This window comes from Hoeflea sp. TYP-13 (assembly GCF_040932035.1).
GTDB lineage: Bacteria > Pseudomonadota > Alphaproteobacteria > Rhizobiales > Rhizobiaceae > Hoeflea_A.
Map to the genome: position 1 here is coordinate 615,379 of NZ_JBFRBB010000001.1, position 17,555 is coordinate 632,933.

At 58.3% G+C, this 17,555-nt stretch carries 18 protein-coding genes; 13 read left to right on the plus strand and 5 right to left on the minus strand.

Annotated features, from left to right (window positions below; genetic code table 11):
- The first annotated feature begins 59 nt into the window (after nucleotides 1–59).
- The 6 genes from ABVT35_RS02785 to uraH all read left to right on the plus strand — a co-directional run bounded on the left by ABVT35_RS02785 (nucleotide 60) and on the right by uraH (nucleotide 4,961).
- Nucleotides 60–962 carry a DMT family transporter gene (locus tag ABVT35_RS02785; RefSeq protein ID WP_368464752.1) on the plus strand — a complete coding sequence of 301 codons (903 nt, stop codon included), beginning with the start codon at nucleotides 60–62 and terminating at the stop codon, nucleotides 960–962.
- 208 nt (nucleotides 963–1,170) lie between these two features.
- Complete coding sequence (gene puuE, locus ABVT35_RS02790; RefSeq protein WP_368464753.1) at nucleotides 1,171–2,091, plus strand: allantoinase PuuE; 921 nt, start codon at nucleotides 1,171–1,173, stop codon at nucleotides 2,089–2,091.
- Nucleotides 2,088–2,582 carry a 2-oxo-4-hydroxy-4-carboxy-5-ureidoimidazoline decarboxylase gene (uraD, locus tag ABVT35_RS02795; protein WP_368464754.1) on the plus strand — a complete coding sequence of 165 codons (495 nt, stop codon included), beginning with the start codon at nucleotides 2,088–2,090 and terminating at the stop codon, nucleotides 2,580–2,582. Before puuE ends, uraD begins: the two co-directional genes overlap by 4 nt.
- A 15-nt stretch (nucleotides 2,583–2,597) precedes the next feature.
- On the plus strand, nucleotides 2,598–3,098 hold the full coding sequence (locus tag ABVT35_RS02800) for an ureidoglycolate lyase (protein ID WP_368464755.1): 501 nt from the start codon (nucleotides 2,598–2,600) through the stop codon (nucleotides 3,096–3,098).
- A 101-nt stretch (nucleotides 3,099–3,199) separates the two neighbouring features.
- Nucleotides 3,200–4,543 (plus strand): uracil-xanthine permease family protein, encoded by a 1,344-nt coding sequence (locus ABVT35_RS02805; protein ID WP_368464756.1) that lies wholly within the window; start codon nucleotides 3,200–3,202, stop codon nucleotides 4,541–4,543.
- Between the two features lie 52 nt (nucleotides 4,544–4,595).
- Nucleotides 4,596–4,961 (plus strand): hydroxyisourate hydrolase, encoded by a 366-nt coding sequence (uraH, locus tag ABVT35_RS02810; RefSeq protein ID WP_368464757.1) that lies wholly within the window; start codon nucleotides 4,596–4,598, stop codon nucleotides 4,959–4,961.
- Between the two features lie 88 nt (nucleotides 4,962–5,049).
- Here the strand turns inward: uraH and guaD are convergent, their stop codons facing one another.
- A complete protein-coding gene (gene guaD / locus ABVT35_RS02815) occupies nucleotides 5,050–6,357 on the minus strand; it encodes a guanine deaminase (RefSeq protein WP_368464758.1) in 1,308 nt (435 codons plus the stop codon).
- Nucleotides 6,357–7,607, minus strand: a complete 1,251-nt coding sequence (locus tag ABVT35_RS02820; protein ID WP_368464759.1) for a urate hydroxylase PuuD — start codon at nucleotides 7,605–7,607, stop codon at nucleotides 6,357–6,359. Before ABVT35_RS02820 ends, guaD begins: the two co-directional genes overlap by 1 nt.
- A gap of 108 nt (nucleotides 7,608–7,715) precedes the next feature.
- Here ABVT35_RS02820 and ABVT35_RS02825 point away from each other — a divergent pair, with 108 nt between their 5' ends.
- Nucleotides 7,716–8,630, plus strand: coding sequence for a LysR family transcriptional regulator (locus ABVT35_RS02825; RefSeq protein WP_368464760.1), 915 nt, complete (start codon nucleotides 7,716–7,718; stop codon nucleotides 8,628–8,630).
- 121 nt (nucleotides 8,631–8,751) lie between these two features.
- On the opposite strand, the gene ABVT35_RS02830 is transcribed toward ABVT35_RS02825, so the two are convergent.
- Nucleotides 8,752–9,759 carry a phytanoyl-CoA dioxygenase family protein gene (locus tag ABVT35_RS02830; protein WP_368464761.1) on the minus strand — a complete coding sequence of 336 codons (1,008 nt, stop codon included), beginning with the start codon at nucleotides 9,757–9,759 and terminating at the stop codon, nucleotides 8,752–8,754.
- A 132-nt stretch (nucleotides 9,760–9,891) separates the two neighbouring features.
- On the opposite strand from ABVT35_RS02830, the gene ABVT35_RS02835 reads away from it, so the two are divergent.
- From ABVT35_RS02835 to ABVT35_RS02850, 4 genes are all read left to right on the plus strand, one after another.
- A complete protein-coding gene (locus tag ABVT35_RS02835) occupies nucleotides 9,892–10,785 on the plus strand; it encodes a LysR substrate-binding domain-containing protein (protein ID WP_368464762.1) in 894 nt (297 codons plus the stop codon).
- Between the two features lie 155 nt (nucleotides 10,786–10,940).
- On the plus strand, nucleotides 10,941–11,564 hold the full coding sequence (gene bluB / locus ABVT35_RS02840; RefSeq protein WP_368464763.1) for a 5,6-dimethylbenzimidazole synthase: 624 nt from the start codon (nucleotides 10,941–10,943) through the stop codon (nucleotides 11,562–11,564).
- 19 nt (nucleotides 11,565–11,583) lie between these two features.
- Entirely contained in the window at nucleotides 11,584–12,234 is a 651-nt protein-coding gene (locus ABVT35_RS02845) for an HAD family hydrolase (protein WP_368464764.1), read from the plus strand.
- Between the two features lie 79 nt (nucleotides 12,235–12,313).
- Entirely contained in the window at nucleotides 12,314–12,952 is a 639-nt protein-coding gene (locus tag ABVT35_RS02850) for a CDGSH iron-sulfur domain-containing protein (protein WP_368464765.1), read from the plus strand.
- 499 nt (nucleotides 12,953–13,451) lie between these two features.
- Here the strand turns inward: ABVT35_RS02850 and ABVT35_RS02855 are convergent, their stop codons facing one another.
- The gene (locus ABVT35_RS02855; RefSeq protein WP_368464766.1) at nucleotides 13,452–14,021 is read right to left on the minus strand and encodes a TetR/AcrR family transcriptional regulator; all 570 of its coding nucleotides are present in this window, start codon (nucleotides 14,019–14,021) and stop codon (nucleotides 13,452–13,454) included.
- Nucleotides 14,022–14,216: 195 nt separating this feature from the next.
- Between ABVT35_RS02855 and ABVT35_RS02860 the strand changes: the two genes are divergently transcribed.
- Both ABVT35_RS02860 and ABVT35_RS02865 read left to right on the plus strand, forming a co-directional pair.
- Nucleotides 14,217–14,678, plus strand: coding sequence for a (2Fe-2S)-binding protein (locus ABVT35_RS02860; RefSeq protein ID WP_368464767.1), 462 nt, complete (start codon nucleotides 14,217–14,219; stop codon nucleotides 14,676–14,678).
- 1 nt (nucleotide 14,679) lies between these two features.
- Nucleotides 14,680–16,863 carry a molybdopterin cofactor-binding domain-containing protein gene (locus tag ABVT35_RS02865; protein WP_368464768.1) on the plus strand — a complete coding sequence of 728 codons (2,184 nt, stop codon included), beginning with the start codon at nucleotides 14,680–14,682 and terminating at the stop codon, nucleotides 16,861–16,863.
- A gap of 151 nt (nucleotides 16,864–17,014) precedes the next feature.
- Here the strand turns inward: ABVT35_RS02865 and ABVT35_RS02870 are convergent, their stop codons facing one another.
- Nucleotides 17,015–17,347 carry a YegP family protein gene (locus ABVT35_RS02870; protein ID WP_368464769.1) on the minus strand — a complete coding sequence of 111 codons (333 nt, stop codon included), beginning with the start codon at nucleotides 17,345–17,347 and terminating at the stop codon, nucleotides 17,015–17,017.
- Nucleotides 17,348–17,555: the final 208 nt, after the last annotated feature.

Sequence of the window (17,555 nt, forward strand, 5' to 3'; positions counted from 1 at the left end):
ATTTGAATACGCAATCGATAGGCTGATCCCGGCAATATTGCGAGCGGATCGGAGAAAATTTGAACCTGAACGTCTCGACCCTTCGGGCACTGCTCTGGACGCTCAGCGCGGCTTTCATATTCACCTTGATATTCGCATCGGCAAAATTCGTCGGCTCGAAGGCCGACCCGATCCAGATCGTGTTCATGCGCTATGCCGGTGCGGCTGTGGTGATCTGCTGCGCCGTTCTCATCATTCAACGCGGATTTTCAGGGTTGAAAAGCGCCATTCCGGGTATTCATATTGCCCGTGCCGCGAGCGGCGTGCTTGGCGAGATATGCATCATTTCAGCGCCGCTCTTCATGGCCTATGAGGACGCGACGGCGATCGGCCTGACCAATGGCGTCATCGCCATGATCCTTGCTGTGGTCCTTCTGAAAGAGCGCGCCGGTCCCATGCACTGGTTGGCGGCGATGACATGCCTTGCGGGGGCGATGATGATCGCCCGGGCCGATGTCGGAACGGGTGCAGCCGGCACATCCTCAATTGGCGTTGGCATTGCGATTGCCGGTGCGGTGTTGTCGGGTGCGGAGCTTTTCTTCATCAAATTCCTGACCGACCGGGACCGGCCCATTCTGATCATGCTCTATGTGAACATTCTGGCCGTTATCATGCTGGCGATCCCGGCCTTCTGGGTCTGGAAACCACTCAGCGGCGCCGACCTCATCTGGCTGCTGTCGATCGGTCCTCTCGCGCTGCTTGGTCAGTTTTGCTGGATCAAGGCATTCCAGAACGCCGACGCCGTCATCGTCGTGCCGGTCGGTTATGCTGCCATTCCGATTTCAGCCGTTCTCGGCTTCGTCGCCTTTGACCAACACCTCGGCTTCTTTGAGGTATTCGGGGCCGTTCTGGTCATCGCGGGAGGGGTTGTTCTTGCCCGGCTGCCTGCTCAGCAGCAGCGTGATCCACAGGCCAGTGCCTGAACCTGTTTTGCGAAGATCGAAATTCAAGATCAAAAATACTATATAAAATACAACGGGATAAGACGAGTATTGGTGCTGCGCGGAAGAAAAATCACCGCCCGGAAAACCATGAATGGTGAAACAGTTTCAATAAAAGCCGGGGGTTTGAAGCGTCGAGTTTTCGCCGCATCGGTGTTACCGTTGCGCAAACAATTTGGGAGCATTGTTGGTGTCGAAATATCCACGCGACATGATCGGCTATGGCCGCAACACACCGGATCCGAAATGGCCCGGAGGGGCCAATGTCGCGGTCCAGTTCGTGATCAATTACGAAGAAGGCGGCGAAAACAACATCCTGCATGGCGATGCGGGATCAGAGGCTTTTCTGTCTGAAATCGTCGGCGCCGCCTCCTGGCCCGGCCAACGCCACATGAACATGGAATCCATCTATGAATATGGATCGCGCGCTGGATTCTGGCGCCTGTGGCGCATGTTCACCGACCGGCAGATGCCGGTCACCGTCTACGGTGTCGCCACCGCGATGGAGAAGAATCCCGAAGTTGTCGCCGGTATGAAGGAAGCCGACTGGGAAATAGCGTCCCACGGCCTCAAATGGATCGAATACCGCGATTTCACCCGTGAAGAAGAAGCCGAGCATATGCGCGAGGCGATCCGCATTCACACCGAGGTCACCGGTGAGCGCCCGCTCGGCTGGTACACGGGCCGCAGTTCGATCCATTCCGCCGATCTGGCGATTGAAGAGGGCGGTTTCCTCTATTCGTCCGACGCCTATGCCGACGATCTTCCCTATTGGGTAAAAGGACCGAAAGGCCCGCATCTCATCATTCCCTACACGCTGGACGCCAATGACATGCGCTTCGCAACGCCGCAGGGCTTCAACAGCGGAGACCAGTTTTATACCTACCTCAAAGACAGTTTTGACGTGCTTTATGCCGAAGGCGAAGCCGGCGCACCGAAGATGATGTCCGTCGGGCTGCACTGCCGGCTGGTCGGACGGCCGGGAAGGGCGGCGGCGCTCGCCCGCTTCCTCGATTATGTCGCCTCGCACGAAAAGGCCTGGGTGCCGCGCCGGATCGATATCGCCCGCCACTGGCATGAAAATCATAAACCGACCGGAGAAATTGAATGACGGCGCGCAGTTCATTCCTGTCGCAATGCGGTGGCGTATTCGAGCACTCGCAGTGGATTGCAGAGCGCGCCTATGATTCAGGTGCCGTGTATGATCCGTTGCGCGCCGGTGCCGTTCATGCCGCCCTTTGCGCGATTTTCCGCGAAGCAACGAAAGAAGAGCGCCGCGACGTGCTCCTCGCCCACCCTGATCTTGCCGGCAAGCTGGCGATCGCGGGCGAGTTGACGGACGAATCCAAGTCGGAACAGGCCGGCGCCGGTCTCGACCGCCTGAGCGAGGCCGAACATACCGAGTTCACGCGTCTGAATTCGGACTATATGCGCCGCTTCGGTTTTCCATTCATTATCGCGGTCAAGGGACTGGACAAGGACGACATTCTGTCGGCATTCCGCACACGTATTTCCAACAGCGAAGACGAAGAATTCGACACGGCCTGCAAGCAGGTCGAGAAGATCGCTCGATTACGGCTCGAAGCCATATTGCCGGAATAGGCGGCAAGACCCGACATGAACAACGCTCTGATGATAAAGCCCCTGACACGCGAGAACTTTGCACCCTTCGGCGAAGTTCTCGAAATTGAGGGCGCCGAACTCAGAATGATCAACGAGGGCACCACTGAGCGCTTCCACGCGCTTGCGCATGCCGAGATTGATCGCGAAGGCACGGCGATTGTCAGTTTGTTTCGCGGTCAGCCAAGAACGTTCCCCTATTCCGTTGATATGATGGAGCGTCACCCACTGGGCAGTCAGGCGTTTTTTCCCCTTGCCGACAGACCATGGCTGGTGATCGCCGCTGAAGACGACAACGGAAAGCCGGGCCATCCACAGGCGTTTCTCGCACACGGGCGCCAGGGCGTAAACTACCGCCCCAATGTGTGGCACCATCCGTTAATGGCATTGAACAAGGTCAGCGAATTTCTCGTGGTTGACCGCGATGGAAGCGGATCCAACCTCGAGGAGCAGTCCTATCAGGCTCCCTATACAATTGAGGAGGCTGATTGGACTTAACCGGCCGGTTGGATCCGGTCACAGGCTTGGCGCAGACGTTGAAGGCACCGCTCAAGAGTGCCTGTTTTGCATTTTCAAGCTGATTTACCGAGGGGAATACGATGACAGATGAAACCGCCGCCAAAGGTGGCGATCTAACCAATCCAGAATATACGCCCCCGCTTGCGGTGGCCATTCCGCTGGGCATCCAGCACATCCTGGCGATGTTCGTTTCGAACTTTACGCCAGCGATCATCATAGCGGGCGCTGCCGGCTTCGGCTTCGGCTCGCCCGACATCAGCGACATGATCTACATGATCCAGATCGCGATGATATTTTCCGGTATTGCTACATTGCTTCAGACCATCGGCGTTGGTCCGGTCGGTGCCCGCTTGCCGGTTGTTCAGGGGACCAGCTTTGCGTTTTTGCCCGTCATGATCCCGATCGTTAAGACGTCGGGCATGGCCGCCCTTTTCGGCGGCATTGTCATCGGCGGCATATTCCACTTCTTCCTTGGCACGATCATCGGGCGTATCCGCTATCTGCTGCCGCCGCTTGTCACTGGTCTTGTCGTCCTGATGATCGGGCTTTCGCTGATCCGGGTCGGTATCCAGTATTCCGCCGGCGGCGTGCCGCTGATGGGCAAGCCCGAGTTCGGCGGGCTCAATCACTGGGGCATGGCGCTGGTGGTGATCATCGTAACGCTTGGCATCAAGTTCTTCGCCAGGGGCATGATGTCGGCAGCGGCTGTGCTCATCGGCCTGATGGTAGGCTATGTCTTTGCCATATTGCTGGGTGAGGTCAGTTTCGGAAACATAGCCCGGGCTTCCTGGTTCATGGTTCCGCAGCCGATGAAATTCGGTTTTGAAGTCAATGTCGCGGCCATCATCGGCATCTGTCTCATGGCCATCGTTTCCGCAATCGAGACCGTAGGGGACGTGTCGGGTATCACCAAGGGTGGCGCGAACAGAGAGGCGACCGACAAGGAACTTGCCGGCGCGACGTATGCCGACGGCGCCGGATCGTTCATCGCAGGTCTCTTCGGCGGTCTGCCGAATACATCCTTCAGCCAGAATGTCGGACTGATTTCGATGACCGGTGTGATGAGCCGCCATGTCGTGACGATCGGCGCTATCTTCCTGATCATCGCGGGCCTGGTTCCGAAGGTCGGCGCTGTGATCTCGTCCATGCCGATCGCGGTTCTGGGCGGCGGCGTCGTTGTCATGTTCGGCATGGTTGCCGCGGCCGGCATCAACATGCTGTCAGACGTCAAATGGAACCGCCGCAACATGGTCATCTTTGCCGTGTCGCTGTCGGTCGGTCTCGGCCTGCAGCTTGTTCCCGACGCGCTGCAGCATCTCGATCAGACGCTGAAAGTGCTTTTGACATCCGGCATTCTTCCGGCCGCATTCCTGGCAGTGGTGCTCAATGCAGTCCTGCCCGAGGAGCTGGAAGGCGACGCCTGACAAACCATGGGCGCCGCTTTCGGGCGGCGCCCGCAAAACAACGGAGAAACTTATGGCCTCAGAAACAGGACGGTTGACGACACATGTTCTCGACACAGCCTCCGGAAACCCGGCGGCTGGCTTGTCCATCGATCTATATTCCCTGGACGGCGATGCGCGCACGCACATCAAAACCGTCGAGACAAACAGTGACGGACGCTGCGATGCGCCGTTGCTTGCCGGTGAAACGCTTGCCGTTGGCGAGTATGAACTCGTGTTCCACGCCGGCGACTATCTGAGGCAAAGCGGCGTAGCCTTGCAGGAACCCGCGTTTCTCGATGTTATCCCGATCCGCTTCGGCATTGCCGATGCCGGGGCGCATTATCACGTTCCGCTGCTGATTTCGCCTTACGGCTATTCGACTTACCGCGGCAGCTGATCCTCCAAATCTGCACAAAAATGCAGACAAAAAACCCGCCATGGTTTCAACACCTTGGCGGGTTTTGCTGTTTTAAGGCTTGCGTTACTTAAAGTACGCTTTTCGCAGGCTCGCCGGCAACGTAGGTTTCGACGATAGCGCGATCGTCGCCGAGCGTCTGTAAGAGGAAAAGCTCTTCCGTCAGCTTGGTCACGGCTTCCATCTTCAGTGCCATTGCCGGTGTTGCGCAGGCGTCGAGTACGACGATATCCGCCTCCCGGCCGGGTTCTAGCGAGCCGATCTTGTCTTCCAGCGACAGCGCGCGGGCATTGCCGAGCGTGATGCGGTAGAAGCTCTCCAGCGGCGTCATACGCTGGCCCTGCAACTGCAGCACCTTGTAGCCTTCGTCGACGGTGCGCAGCATGGAATAGTTGGTGCCGCCACCGACATCCGTCGCTACCGCGATGCGCACCGGATTGTCACGCTCGTCGAGGGTCTTGAGGCCGAAGAGGCCGCTGCCCAGGAAGAGGTTCGATGTCGGGCAGAAGACCGCGACAGATCCGCTTTCCGACATGGCGTCCGCCTCGCGATCGCTCAGATGGATCGAGTGACCGAACAGGCTTTTCGGTCCGAGCAGTCCATAGTGCTCATAGACATCCGTGTAGTCCTTGCTCCACGGATAGAGCTCCTGGGTGAACTCGATTTCCGCACGGTTTTCGGAAAGGTGAGTCTGCATGTGCAGGTCCGGGTGTTCGCGCACCAGCGTGCCGGCCATTTCCATCTGTTCGGGTGTCGAGGTGATCGCGAAGCGCGGCGTGATGGCCACCATCTGGCGGCCCTTACCGTGCCAGCTTTCAATCACCGACTTGGTGTCGTCATAGCCGGTCTGTGGCGTATCGAGCAGGCCGGGCGGTGCGTTGCGGTCCATCATCACCTTGCCGCCGATCATGCGCAGATTGCGCCTGTGGCTTTCGGTGAAAAACGCATCGGCAGAGGTCTTGTGGACCGAGCAGTATGTGACGGCGGTCGTTGTGCCGTGGCGTACCAGTTCGTCGAAAAAGGCCGTTGCGATCCGCGCAGCGTGCGCTGTGTCGGCAAAGCGCTGCTCTTCCACAAATGTGTAGTTGTTGAGCCATTCGAGCAGTGCGGCGGCATAGGAGCCGATCACCTGCATCTGCGGAAAATGGATGTGGGTATCGATGAAGCCGGCGGTGATGAGATGCGGACGATGATCCGTCTCGACCACATCGGCGGGTGCCTTACCCTTGACGGCGGCATAATCGCCGGATGCAACGATAATACCGTTATCGGTCAGGATCGCGCCGTCTTCCTCGTAAACATAGGATGTGGTGTCGTCGATCCCTTTGGGTGCATCCCTGAACGACAGAAGCCGTCCTCTGATCAGTCTTGCAGTCACTAATTTTGCTCCGGTTTGGCGGCAATCGAATCTTCGAACCAGGCAACGAGCATCTTGCGCTCCTCCGGTTCGATCATGGTTATGTTTGCCGGCGGCATGGCGTGGCTTCTGCCCGCCTGCAGGTAAATATCGCGTGCCTGCGCTGCGATTTCGGCGTCGTTTTCAAGAAGGACGCCCTTTGGCGGCACGATTATACCCTCCCAGACGGGTTCCTGCGAATGGCACATCGAACAGCGTGACAGGACGATGTCCTTTGCCTCTTCGAAGTGGACGTTGTCGGCAAAGCGCGCGAAGGCGGGCGCAACCGGCGCTGTGGCTTCGTCCGTCTCGCCGGTCAGCACCTTCGGAACCGTCGACAGCCACATGATGATGATGAACAGGACAACGGTGACAAGCCATGTCCAGGTCGGGTTGCCCTTGCGGGCATGCCGGGTGTTGAACCAGTGGCGGATGGTAACGCCCATCAGGAAGACGAGCGAAGCGATCACCCAGTTGTACTCCGTCGCAAAGGCCAGCGGATAATGGTTCGACAGCATCAGGAAGATCACCGGCAGGGTGAGGTAGTTGTTGTGCGTCGAACGCTGTTTGGCGATCTTGCCGTATTTCGGGTCGGGCTTGCGCCCGGCAATGAGGTCGGCAACCACAACCTTCTGGTTTGGAATGATGACCATGAAGACGTTGGCCGACATGACGGTCGCCGTAAATGCGCCAAGATGCAGGAAAGAAGCGCGGCCGGTAAACACATGGGTATAACCCCAGGCCATGGCGACGAGGACGATGTACAGGAACACCATCAGCAGAGTATCGCTCTTGCCCAGGAACGCCTTGCAGGCGAAGTCGTAGGCAATCCAGCCGAATGCCAGCGAAGCAATGGAAATCAGGATCGCGACCGGCGCTGAAATGTCGAGCACTGCAGGGTCGACGAGATAAAGATCGGCACCGGCATAATAGACAATTGCCATCAGCGCGAAGCCGGAAATCCAGGTCATGTAGGATTCCCATTTGAACCAGGTCAGGTGTTCCGGCATCTCGGCCGGTGCCACCAGGTATTTCTGGATGTGGTAGAACCCGCCGCCGTGAACCTGCCATTCTTCCCCGAACGCCCCTTCGGGAAGTCCCGGACGCTGGCGCAGGCCAAGGTCGAGCGCAATGAAATAAAAGGACGATCCGATCCAGGCGATGGCCGTGATGACGTGCAGCCAGCGCGCGGCAAAGGATAGCCAGTCCCAGGCAATGGCAAAGTCGTACATGAGAATTCCCCTATTGTTTGCCGTATTCTGCCGGTCGCGTCACTTGAAAGAAAGTGGCGACTCCCCGGATGACTTTCAAAATTTTCTAAATAATCATAGGATCGCCCCATGTCGTATTTTGAAAATATCAAAGTGTTCCTGCGCGTCGTCGAACTCGGTAATTTGTCTGCCGCTGGGCGCGATTTACGAATCTCTCCGGCGGTTGCCAGCAACCGTGTCAAGGAATTGGAAAAATATCTCGGCGTGCGGCTGTTCAACCGCACAACGCGGCAATTGACGCCGACCGAGCATGGCAAGATCTTCTATCGCGGCGCCGGCCGCATCATCCAGGCTGTCGAAGATGCCGAAGCCTCAATCGCTTCCGTTTCGGGACAGCCGAAGGGCGTGATCCGGGTGACGGCGCCGCTTGGCTTCGGCCGCCGCTTCATTGCCTCCGGCATACCGGAATTTCACGAACAGTACCCCGATATCGAGGTGCGGCTGCGGCTTTCGGACCACAATGTCGATATACTGAAGGAAAGCATCGACCTTGCCTTCCGGCTGGGTGTCATCGAGGATTCCAGCTTGCGCATGCGCGGGCTTATGGATTGCGACCGGGTGCTTTGTGCTTCGCCCGATTATATCAAGAAAGCCGGTACACCGGAGACGATCGATGACCTTCTGCGCGACGACTACAACTGCCTGCTGTTGCGGTTTCCCGGTTCCAGTGAGTTCGTCTGGACGCTGCAGACGGATGAGGGGGTGCGCAAGGTGGAGGTCAGCGGCGTATTCGATTCCGACGATGGCGACGTGCTGATGGAATGGGCGCTTGCCGGCCACGGCATCGTCAACAAGCCGCGCTTCGAGGTCCAGCGTTTTATCAATTCCGGCCAGTTGATCGAAATATTGCCGCAACATCCGCCGACACCGGCCAAACTCGCGGTGATCTTCCCGCACAAGGATTTCCAGGATCCCAAGCTGCGCCTGTTCATCGATTTCATGGCCGCGCGCTGTCAGAAAATGATCCGCGCGGCGTTGCAGTAGGAATCAGCTCGGTCAGGTTTCAGCCGGCGAACACAACCTGCTCCTCACCGCCCGCAACATCACATGCAAGGACCGGGTGCTGCGAAGCATGCTGCCCTTTGTCCGCTCGGAACAGGCCTGATCAGCAAACCGCCGCGTCGTTCCAGCGCGTGTCTTCGAAAACGCGGCCTTGATACCGGCCGCTGACAATGGCTTCGCGTGCTTCATCCCATCTTTGCGCCCAGGTGGCGGGATCGTGTAGTTCAGCAGAGGGATCGGAACGGCTGCGGGCAATGAAGCCTGGAAATGCGGGACGGCCGGAAGCTTGGCCGGTCGGGTGGTAGCGCAGGTCCATGCTCCAGCGCAGATCGTTCGAACGGTTAGGCAGCGCCCGGTGAACATTCATCTTGTGAAACAGCACAACGCCGCCGCGCTTGACAGGCAGGGGCACGGCCTCGCGTCCCTCCATCAGCTTGCCCGGCACCTGCGGCTCGGAGGCGAGCGCGAGATTCGAGCAATGGGTCTTGGGGCCCTCCCGGTGCGAACCCGGCACAGAGACGAGGCAACCGTTTTCGACCGTCGCTTCCGTCACCGCGACCCAGACGGTCACCTGCTCCGTTTCGTCGGCTTCAGGAAGCAGTGCGACAATATCCTGGTGCCACGTCGTCGCTCCGACATTGGAGTGCTGGGCGTTGCTTTCGGAAAGCTGCCGTTCCGGTGGTTTCATACGCATCTGCTGCACCGGGCTCACATAGATCTCCGGCCCGATGAGTTGCTCCACGAGATCGAGGATCTTGCCGTTACGCAAGGTTTTGAAGACGGCCGCTCCCGTGTGCATACGATAGGTTTCCGGATCAACCGGCCCGTTGATCAGCGGCAGCGAGATGTTGAAGTGGCGGTGCAGGTCAGGATAATCGGCCAGTACCTGGCAAAAGCGCCTGCCGAAAGGTAGTTCCTCATGGCGCGCCCGAATGTCTCCGTTGGCGTAAAGTTCGCCCGCGACGCGATCCAAAAGTGCATCATATTCGGCTTCCAGAGGCGCGAGGTCCGCGTCGTCGAGTAGTTTCTCGATAGCCAGAAATCCGTCTTGTTCGAAAGCGGCCAGCTGCGCATTGTCGAGCCTGATGGCGGGGTTCCCGGATGTCATCATCTGTCTCTCCTGATATTGGACGCCGCATCAGGATGCGATTGAATAAGACCAGCGTCAAACGAATGCTTAACGGCCTTAGGCTAGTAATTATTGGTGGCTAAATCCAATCCGGCCGCCTATCCTTGGCCTGTTATGAGAAATGGACTTCCGCCACTTCCCGCCCTTCAGGCGTTCGAGGCTGCTGCACGGCATGAAAGCTTCGCTTCGGCTGCGGAGGAACTGCACCTTTCCCAGTCCGCGGTAAGCCATCGGGTGCGCATGCTGGAGCGACATCTCGGCTATTCGCTGTTCGAGCGGCTGCCGCGGGGGCTGAGGCTGACTGAGAACGCCAAGGCCTATCTGCCGTCTGTGCGCAAGGCCTTCGACATGATCCTCGGTTCGACGTCAGGCATCTTTGGCCCCAGCGGCGAGGCGGTGGTGACAGTGCGAGCCCCGGTTTCCTATTCGGCCCTTTGGCTAACCCGGCTAATCGACGGGTTCATGACGCAATATTCCGACATTGAGGTCAGGCTGGTGAGTTCGGTTTGGGCGGACAGGCTGGCTGCAGACGAAACCGATCTTGAATTCAGGCTCGGCCACGGCCATTGGCCCGGATACAGAGCGGAGCTTGTTTTGCGCGATCCGGTTCTGCCTGTCTGCAGCCCTTCCGCGTGTGCGCACAGGGCCATGACGGCAAGCGAATTGGCGGAGCAACCGCTCATCCATGTCCTCGGCACGGAAGATCATTGGAGCCTCTATTTTGCAGCACACGGTGTGGGGGTTTCGGAAAGGCTGCCGCACGTGCGTTTGGATTCCTCCATGGCCGCCGCAGAATTGGCAGCCAGCGGCAACCGTTTCGCCTTGCTGCAAAAGCGCCTCGTTGATCCCTACCTTCAATACGGCCGTCTGGTTCGTGCGTCCGATCATGAACTCGCGGTGGACCAGGGTCTTTATCTATTGCGCAGTGAAAATGCGGACCGGATGACGCCCGAAGCAATCCTGTTGCGCGGCTGGCTGCTCCATGCTGCCGGGGATATGTCGCGCTGACACGCAATTAAATCGCTTTGGCGATTGCGTCGCGGGCGTAATTCATAAAAAAGGAGAGTACCTGTCCCGCTGCCACGCTGTTGCGTCGGGCACCGGCTCATTCCGAACCCGGAACTCCGGTTCCGCCAGCACCCGTCAAGAGCGATTGCGCAAAGATGAAACTGTCGTCCGAACATCGCGAGCACCTTGCAGATATTCTGCGATGGCGCCGCGACATCCGGCATTTCAGCACCGACGCGATCGATCCCCAAATTCTGGAGCAGATCGAGGCATCGGTTGATTTCGCACCTTCCGTCGGCAACAGCCGCCCCTGGCGCTTTGTGCGTGTCAATGACGCTGAAAAACGATCATCCGTCGCAAAAACCTTCGAAAGTGAAAACCGGCGGGCGAGCCTCATCTACGACGATCCGAAACGGGAAAAATACGTCGCGCTCAAGCTTGCGGGCCTGCGCGAAGCGCCTGTGCACTACGCAGTGTTCACCGATGCCGACCCGGCAGAGGGCTGCGGGCTCGGCCGCCAGACCATGCCCGAAACGCTGACCTATTCGACCGTCATGGCAATCCACACGCTGTGGCTGGCCGCACGGGCGTTGAATGTCGGCGTCGGCTGGGTGTCGATCCTCGACCCGGCGATCATGAACGCGATATTGGATGTGCCGCAAAAGTGGAAATTCACTGCCTATCTGTGCGTCGGCTATCCGCTGGAATATAAGGATACGCCTGAGCTCGAGCGGCGCGGCTGGCAGGTAAATGTCCCGTCGGTATGGACTGAAAGATAACAGGGAGAACCCACCGGCCATGGCATTTTCGGCAATTATCTTCGATTGCGACGGCGTGCTGGTGGATTCGGAAAAGATCTTTCTTGCCGTTGAGCGCGAGCACCTTGAACGCATCGGCCTTTCCTATGACAGGGCCGAATATCAGCGCCGTTTCATGGGTTTGAAGACCGCCGACTATCTGAGCGAACTGGGCAACGATCATATTGCAAAGACAGGTAGGGCGCTCCCCGCTGATTTTGCCGGCAAACTCAAAGCAGAATGTCTCGAGCGGCTGCAAACGGAACTGGAACTTATCGACGGCGTCGAAACGCTGCTTGAACACCATGAAGGCGCGAAGGCCGTCGCGTCCTCAAGCGCCCTAGATGCGCTCCACATGAAGCTCGAAATCACCGGCATTCACCGCCGCTTCCACCCGCATATCTATTCCGGCGAAGAGGTCGAGAACGGCAAGCCGGCACCGGATCTGTTTCTCATGGCCGCACACAGACTCGGCGTTGAGCCTGCCGGGTGCCTGGTGATCGAGGACAGCGAAAACGGCGTCATTGCAGGCGCCGCGGCCGGCATGACCGTCTGGGGCTTTACCGGAGGCGGCCATGCCGATGACGGGCTGAAACAGCGGCTGCACGGAGCCGGAGCACATGCCGTCATGTCCAGCTTTGAAGAAATGTAAACGCATTTGTGATGTCACCGCACGATTGACCAGCGTAGCAATTCGGTCATCATAGCCGGCAACGATGGGAGGCATGGTTATGAGCGACGACAAGGTCATTATCGAACAGCGCGAAAACGGTCCGCTCGTGGTCAAGAACCTGAGCGATCTGCGGCTTGCAGACGGCACGGCCGCGGAGGCGAAGCCGGTGATGGCGCTTTGCCGTTGCGGAGGCTCGCAAAACAAGCCCTTTTGCGATGGAACCCATAAAAACATCGGCTTTGAAAGCGCCGGTTCCGATGTCGCGGCAAAGGACAAGGTCCGCGCCTATGAAGGCAAGGACGTCACCGTCTATTACAACATGCTTTTATGCTCCCATGCCGGCGAATGCGGACGCCGCGCGGCGGCGGTTTTCAATCCGAAGCAAAAGCCGTGGATACAGCCCGACAACGGCACCAGGGAGGACATCCATGAAGTCATGCAGGCCTGTCCGTCCGGTGCGTTGCGCTACAGTGAAACAGGCGGTCGGGCCGAGCTGGTTGCCAACGGGGATGTCTGCATTACGGTCGAAAAGGACGGTCCCTACCGGGTGAGCAATGTTCCGGTCGAAGCCGGATACTGGGCGCAAGGACAGTCCGAGAAAAAATATGTGCTGTGCCGGTGCGGCAAATCCGGCAACAAGCCGTTTTGCGACGGCACCCATCGCGACGAAGGCTGGAGCGACGAAACCGGGGCCTGATCGGACAATTGTCAGATCTTTCCGTCGCCGACCTGCCGTGTTCAGAAAAATGGAATAAACGGCCCGAAGCTGGCGGACACGTCCTGATTTGCGGCGAGGCAAAGATGACCGTTGTTCGCATTGGCTTCCTGGAACTCCTTGCCCGGGGGGTGCTTTACCTTCGGAGCAAGGCTTGGGAGGGCACCGGTTGGGAATAGGGTGCGGGCAAGGAGTAATTTATACTACCTATGCGATAGAAGTGCCGCAATACTGCAATCTAAGGGGTTTTTAGCGGAACGGCTGCGGTGACCGATGCCCTTTGCCCGCCAGCGCTCAACCTGGTCCGTCAACGAGGCTTTGCACCGTTTTTGAAGGGGCGCGGACAAAGAGCAGCTCACACTACTTTTGCGGCAGCGGTCTCGCAATCCTGCAATCTGAGGGGTTTTCACAACAAAGTTTCGAATTGCCGAAGAAACCGCTGTTCGCAAAACACTTTGCCGACCAGCAATGCACCCCGTTGTCAACCGGATTTGCCGTCCTCCACCAAAGCCAGGACCGTCAGCTTGAGCGATTTGAGCAGCTTCAATAGGTGGTCTTTGTCCTTGGCGTTGCCCTTGGCGCCCTTTGCGGCGCTTTGAATGTAGTCGGACAGATCGCGTACATTCAGACCCGCTGCCTCAATCTGCTTGCCATAGGGCTCCAATATGGTCTGGAGTTCGGCGCGTTTGTGCTCATAGGACGTTGCTAGCTCGTCGCGGGCCGCATCGTTGAACCCGTCGATGATGTCTGCGGCTTCGGGTGACGCGTGGATCCATTCGAACGGCTTGACCACGGAGTGTTCGAAGACGATGTCGAGTTTCTCGCTCAAACTCGTTGCCTCGGCGCATTCGCTCTTGATCGCGGCCAGGGACTGTTCGCCCCCGTATCTGATTGTTGCACGCAGCAGATCTTCCTTGCTGGCATAGGCGTTGTAGAGCGTCTGGCGCACGATGTTCGCTTCCTCCGCCACGTCGTTCATGGTGGTGCGCTTAACGCCGTAGCGCGAGATGACGCGTATTGCCGCCTCAATGATTTGCTCGCGATTCTTCATAATCGGCTTATTGACAAAAAGTTTGATATTGTCAAATTTAGACAAAACGACTATTATTGTAAAAAAGTACAAAATCCAAGTAGCCGCAGGCCGGCGCCAGCCGACCGGGCGAGGGAGATTTTTCGGTTCGAGCCAGATTGCCGATCTGCAACCCGTTTACACCCCCACCCCAAATCACCGTTGAGGAGAATTGCCTTGCAATATTCACTGCAATTGAACGGCAAAGCGCACAGCGTCGAGGCCGAGCCCGGAACCCCCTTGTTGTGGGTCATCCGGGATGAACTGAAATTGACCGGAACTAAATTCGGCTGCGGCGTGGCCTCGTGCGGTGCCTGCACGGTGCATCTCGACGGCGAGCCGGTACGCTCCTGCCAGACATTCATCGAGGATGTGGGCGATTCTCAAGTGACCACCATAGAGGGGCTTGAATCCAAAGAGGCCGCTGCCGTTCAGCAGGCCTGGGTCGAGCTTGATGTGGTGCAATGCGGCTACTGCCAGTCCGGCCAGGTCATGTCGGCGGTCGGTCTCCTGAAGGAGAACCCCAAACCGAGTGTTGCGGAAATCGATGAATATATGTGGGGCAACGCCTGCCGCTGCGCCACCTATCAACGCATCCGCGCCGGCGTCCAGCGCGCTTCAGAAATCATGGAGGGCTGATATGACAGTCCAAACATCCCGTCGCGGCTTTTTAAAAGGCGCCGCAGCCACCACCGCCGTCTTGATGGTCGGTGTTCGCCCCAATGGAGCACTCGCCGCCGGTTCAGCCGAAGGCAAAATGTTCAATCCCTTTGTCAAGATCGGTTCGGACGGAACCGTCACGGCCATTGTGAAACATTTCGAGAAGGGGCAGGGCCCGGCAACCGGCCTGCCGACGCTGATTGCCGAGGAAATCGGCCTGCGCATGGACCAGATCGACTATACGTTCGCACCGTCAAACCCGCAGGTCTACAACAACCTGCTCTTCGGCCAGTTCCAGGGCACCGGCGGATCAACAGCCATGGCGAATTCGTTCATGCAGTATCGCCAGGCCGGGGCCGCCGCCCGTGAAATGCTGATTTCCGCCGCAGCCAAAGAATGGGGTGTCGATGCATCATCCCTGGCAATCGAAGAAGGCATTGTCGTCGGTGCCGGCAGGTCGGCGCCTATCGGCGAATTTGTTGCCATGGCCGCGGCGATGGAGCCGCCGGCTGAGCCGAAACTGAAGGATCCGGGTGAATTCAAGCTGATCGGAAATCCGGGTGTGCGCCGTCTCGACACGGCGATCAAATCCAACGGCAAGGCCAAATACGCAATGGATGTTCACCTGCCCAACCAGATGGTTGCGGTCATCAAGCGGCCGCCGCGTAAGGACGGGCTGGCCGTTGGCATGGATGACAGCGGCGCAAAGGCCGTCAAGGGCTTTATCAACGCCGCGATCCTGCCCAACAAGGCGGGCGTTGCCGTTTACGCCGAAAATACCTGGGCCGCCCTTCAGGCCCGTGAGGCGCTGGAGGTCGAATGGGATCTGAGCCAAGCGGAAAACCGCAGCTCCGACGAGATCAAGGCGGAGATCATGGCGGCACTTGAAGCCGAGCCGGAATTCAACGTGCTCAAGAACGATCAGGGCGCGATTAATTCGGCCCTCGACGGCGCTGCCAGGGTGGTCGAGCAGACATTCTACTTCCCGCTTCTTGCCCATGCACCGATGGAGCCGCTCAACTGCACTATTCAAGCAACGGAAGATGGCGGCATTCTGCTGCATGACGGTTGTCAGTTCCCGACCGGGCCGCATGCGGCGCTGGCGCAGATCTTCCAGTTGCCGATGGAAAAGGTGCAGATCAACACCATGCTCGCCGGCGGTTCGTTCGGCCGGCGCGCCACTCCGGATGCCGATTATCAGGTCGAGGCCGCCCTGGCCTTCGTCATGACGGATCGCACGAGGCCGGTAAAACTGGTGTGGTCGCGCGAAGACGACATAACCGGTGGCCGCTATCGTCCCGCCTTCGGTCACAAGGTTCGGGTCGGCCTGGACGAAGAAGGCAATATTGTCGGCTGGGACCACCGCATCGCCGGCCAGTCCATCATGAAGGGAACCCCGTTCGAAGCCCTGACCGTTCATGACGGTGTCGACCACAGCTCGGTCGAAGGTGTCTCGGATACGCCCTATCGCATTCCCGGTCAGTTCGTCGGCCTGACAGACACCAGGAAGGCGACGAGCCTGTTGTGGTGGCGATCGGTGGGTCACACCCATACAGCCTATGTCATGGAGGTGATGATGGATCTGGCGGCGTCCGCCGCCGGCCGGGATCCCTTCGAGTTCCGCCTGGCTCATCTGAATGGCGAAAAGGACCAGGACCGCATGGCCGGCGTTTTGAAACTGGCCGCCGAAAAGGGCAACTGGGGCAAAGCGCCTTCCGGCCGCTCGCAGGGCATTGCCGTGCACAAATCCTTCGGCAGCTACGTTGCCGAGGTGGTTGAAGTCTCGGGCAACGCTGAGGACGGCGTGCGCATCGAAAAGGTCACCTGCGCTGTGGACTGCGGCATTGCGGTCAACCCGGATGTCGTCAAGGCACAGATGGAAGGAGGCATCGGCTACGGTATCGGCCACGTGATGCGCGACAAGATCACCCTGACGGGCGGAGAAGTCGACCAGTTCAACTTCCCGGATTACGAGCCGTTGCGGATCAGCGACATTGGCGCGATCGAGGTGCACATCGTGCCCTCCGCCGAGCCGCCGACCGGTGTCGGCGAACCTGGCACGCCGCCTGCGTCGCCGGCACTTGCCAATGCCATAGCAGCGGCCAGCAACGACCTTCGGGTCTCCAGCCTGCCGATGAGCGAGAACGGCGTGGTCTTTTCCTGACCCAAATCACTCGGAAGGCAGCAGACACTGCCTTCCGAGGCAAGTCAGTTCGATTGCGGCGAGGGTGTTACATCGGCAACGAGCCCGTGATTTCTGAAAGCAACGAAAATCGGTTCCGAGCCCAAAGGGCCTTGGAAGGGCAGGCACCCGGTCAGGTGAGGTCTTCAAGCTTTGCCGCAGGCGCATTGGTTTTTACGGATTCGATACCATTGTCCCGTGACGACGAGCTTTCGTAGGATTCGCTTGTCCCGATGACCTGGCCGTTGGTTGCCTTGAGATTGAACCTGTACTTGCCGTTCTTTGTTTCAGACCGCTCGTACCGCGTGTCGTCGGGAGCGTTTTTCCGCACAGAATCGATGCCATTGTCAGCACTCGCGCGCTGTTTGTAACCTTCACTTGCAAGGATGATCTGTCCGTTTCCCGCCTTGAGGCGGAACCGGAATTCACCAGCCTTGTCTTTGTAAAGTTCAAACTTTCCTGCCATGATTCAGTATCTCCCTTTAGAACTGCATGAAATTGGCAACCTAACCAAGCATTACACTGTTCGCAAATACAAAACGACTTTAATCACCACGAAAAAATACTTTGGCAACTTCGCTTGGTGGCATCGGTCACCTGAAAGGCTGCGCGGTCGTACATTGTACGAATTAAGTGCGTGCAACGTCGCGAAAAACTGAATAACCCATGTCGAC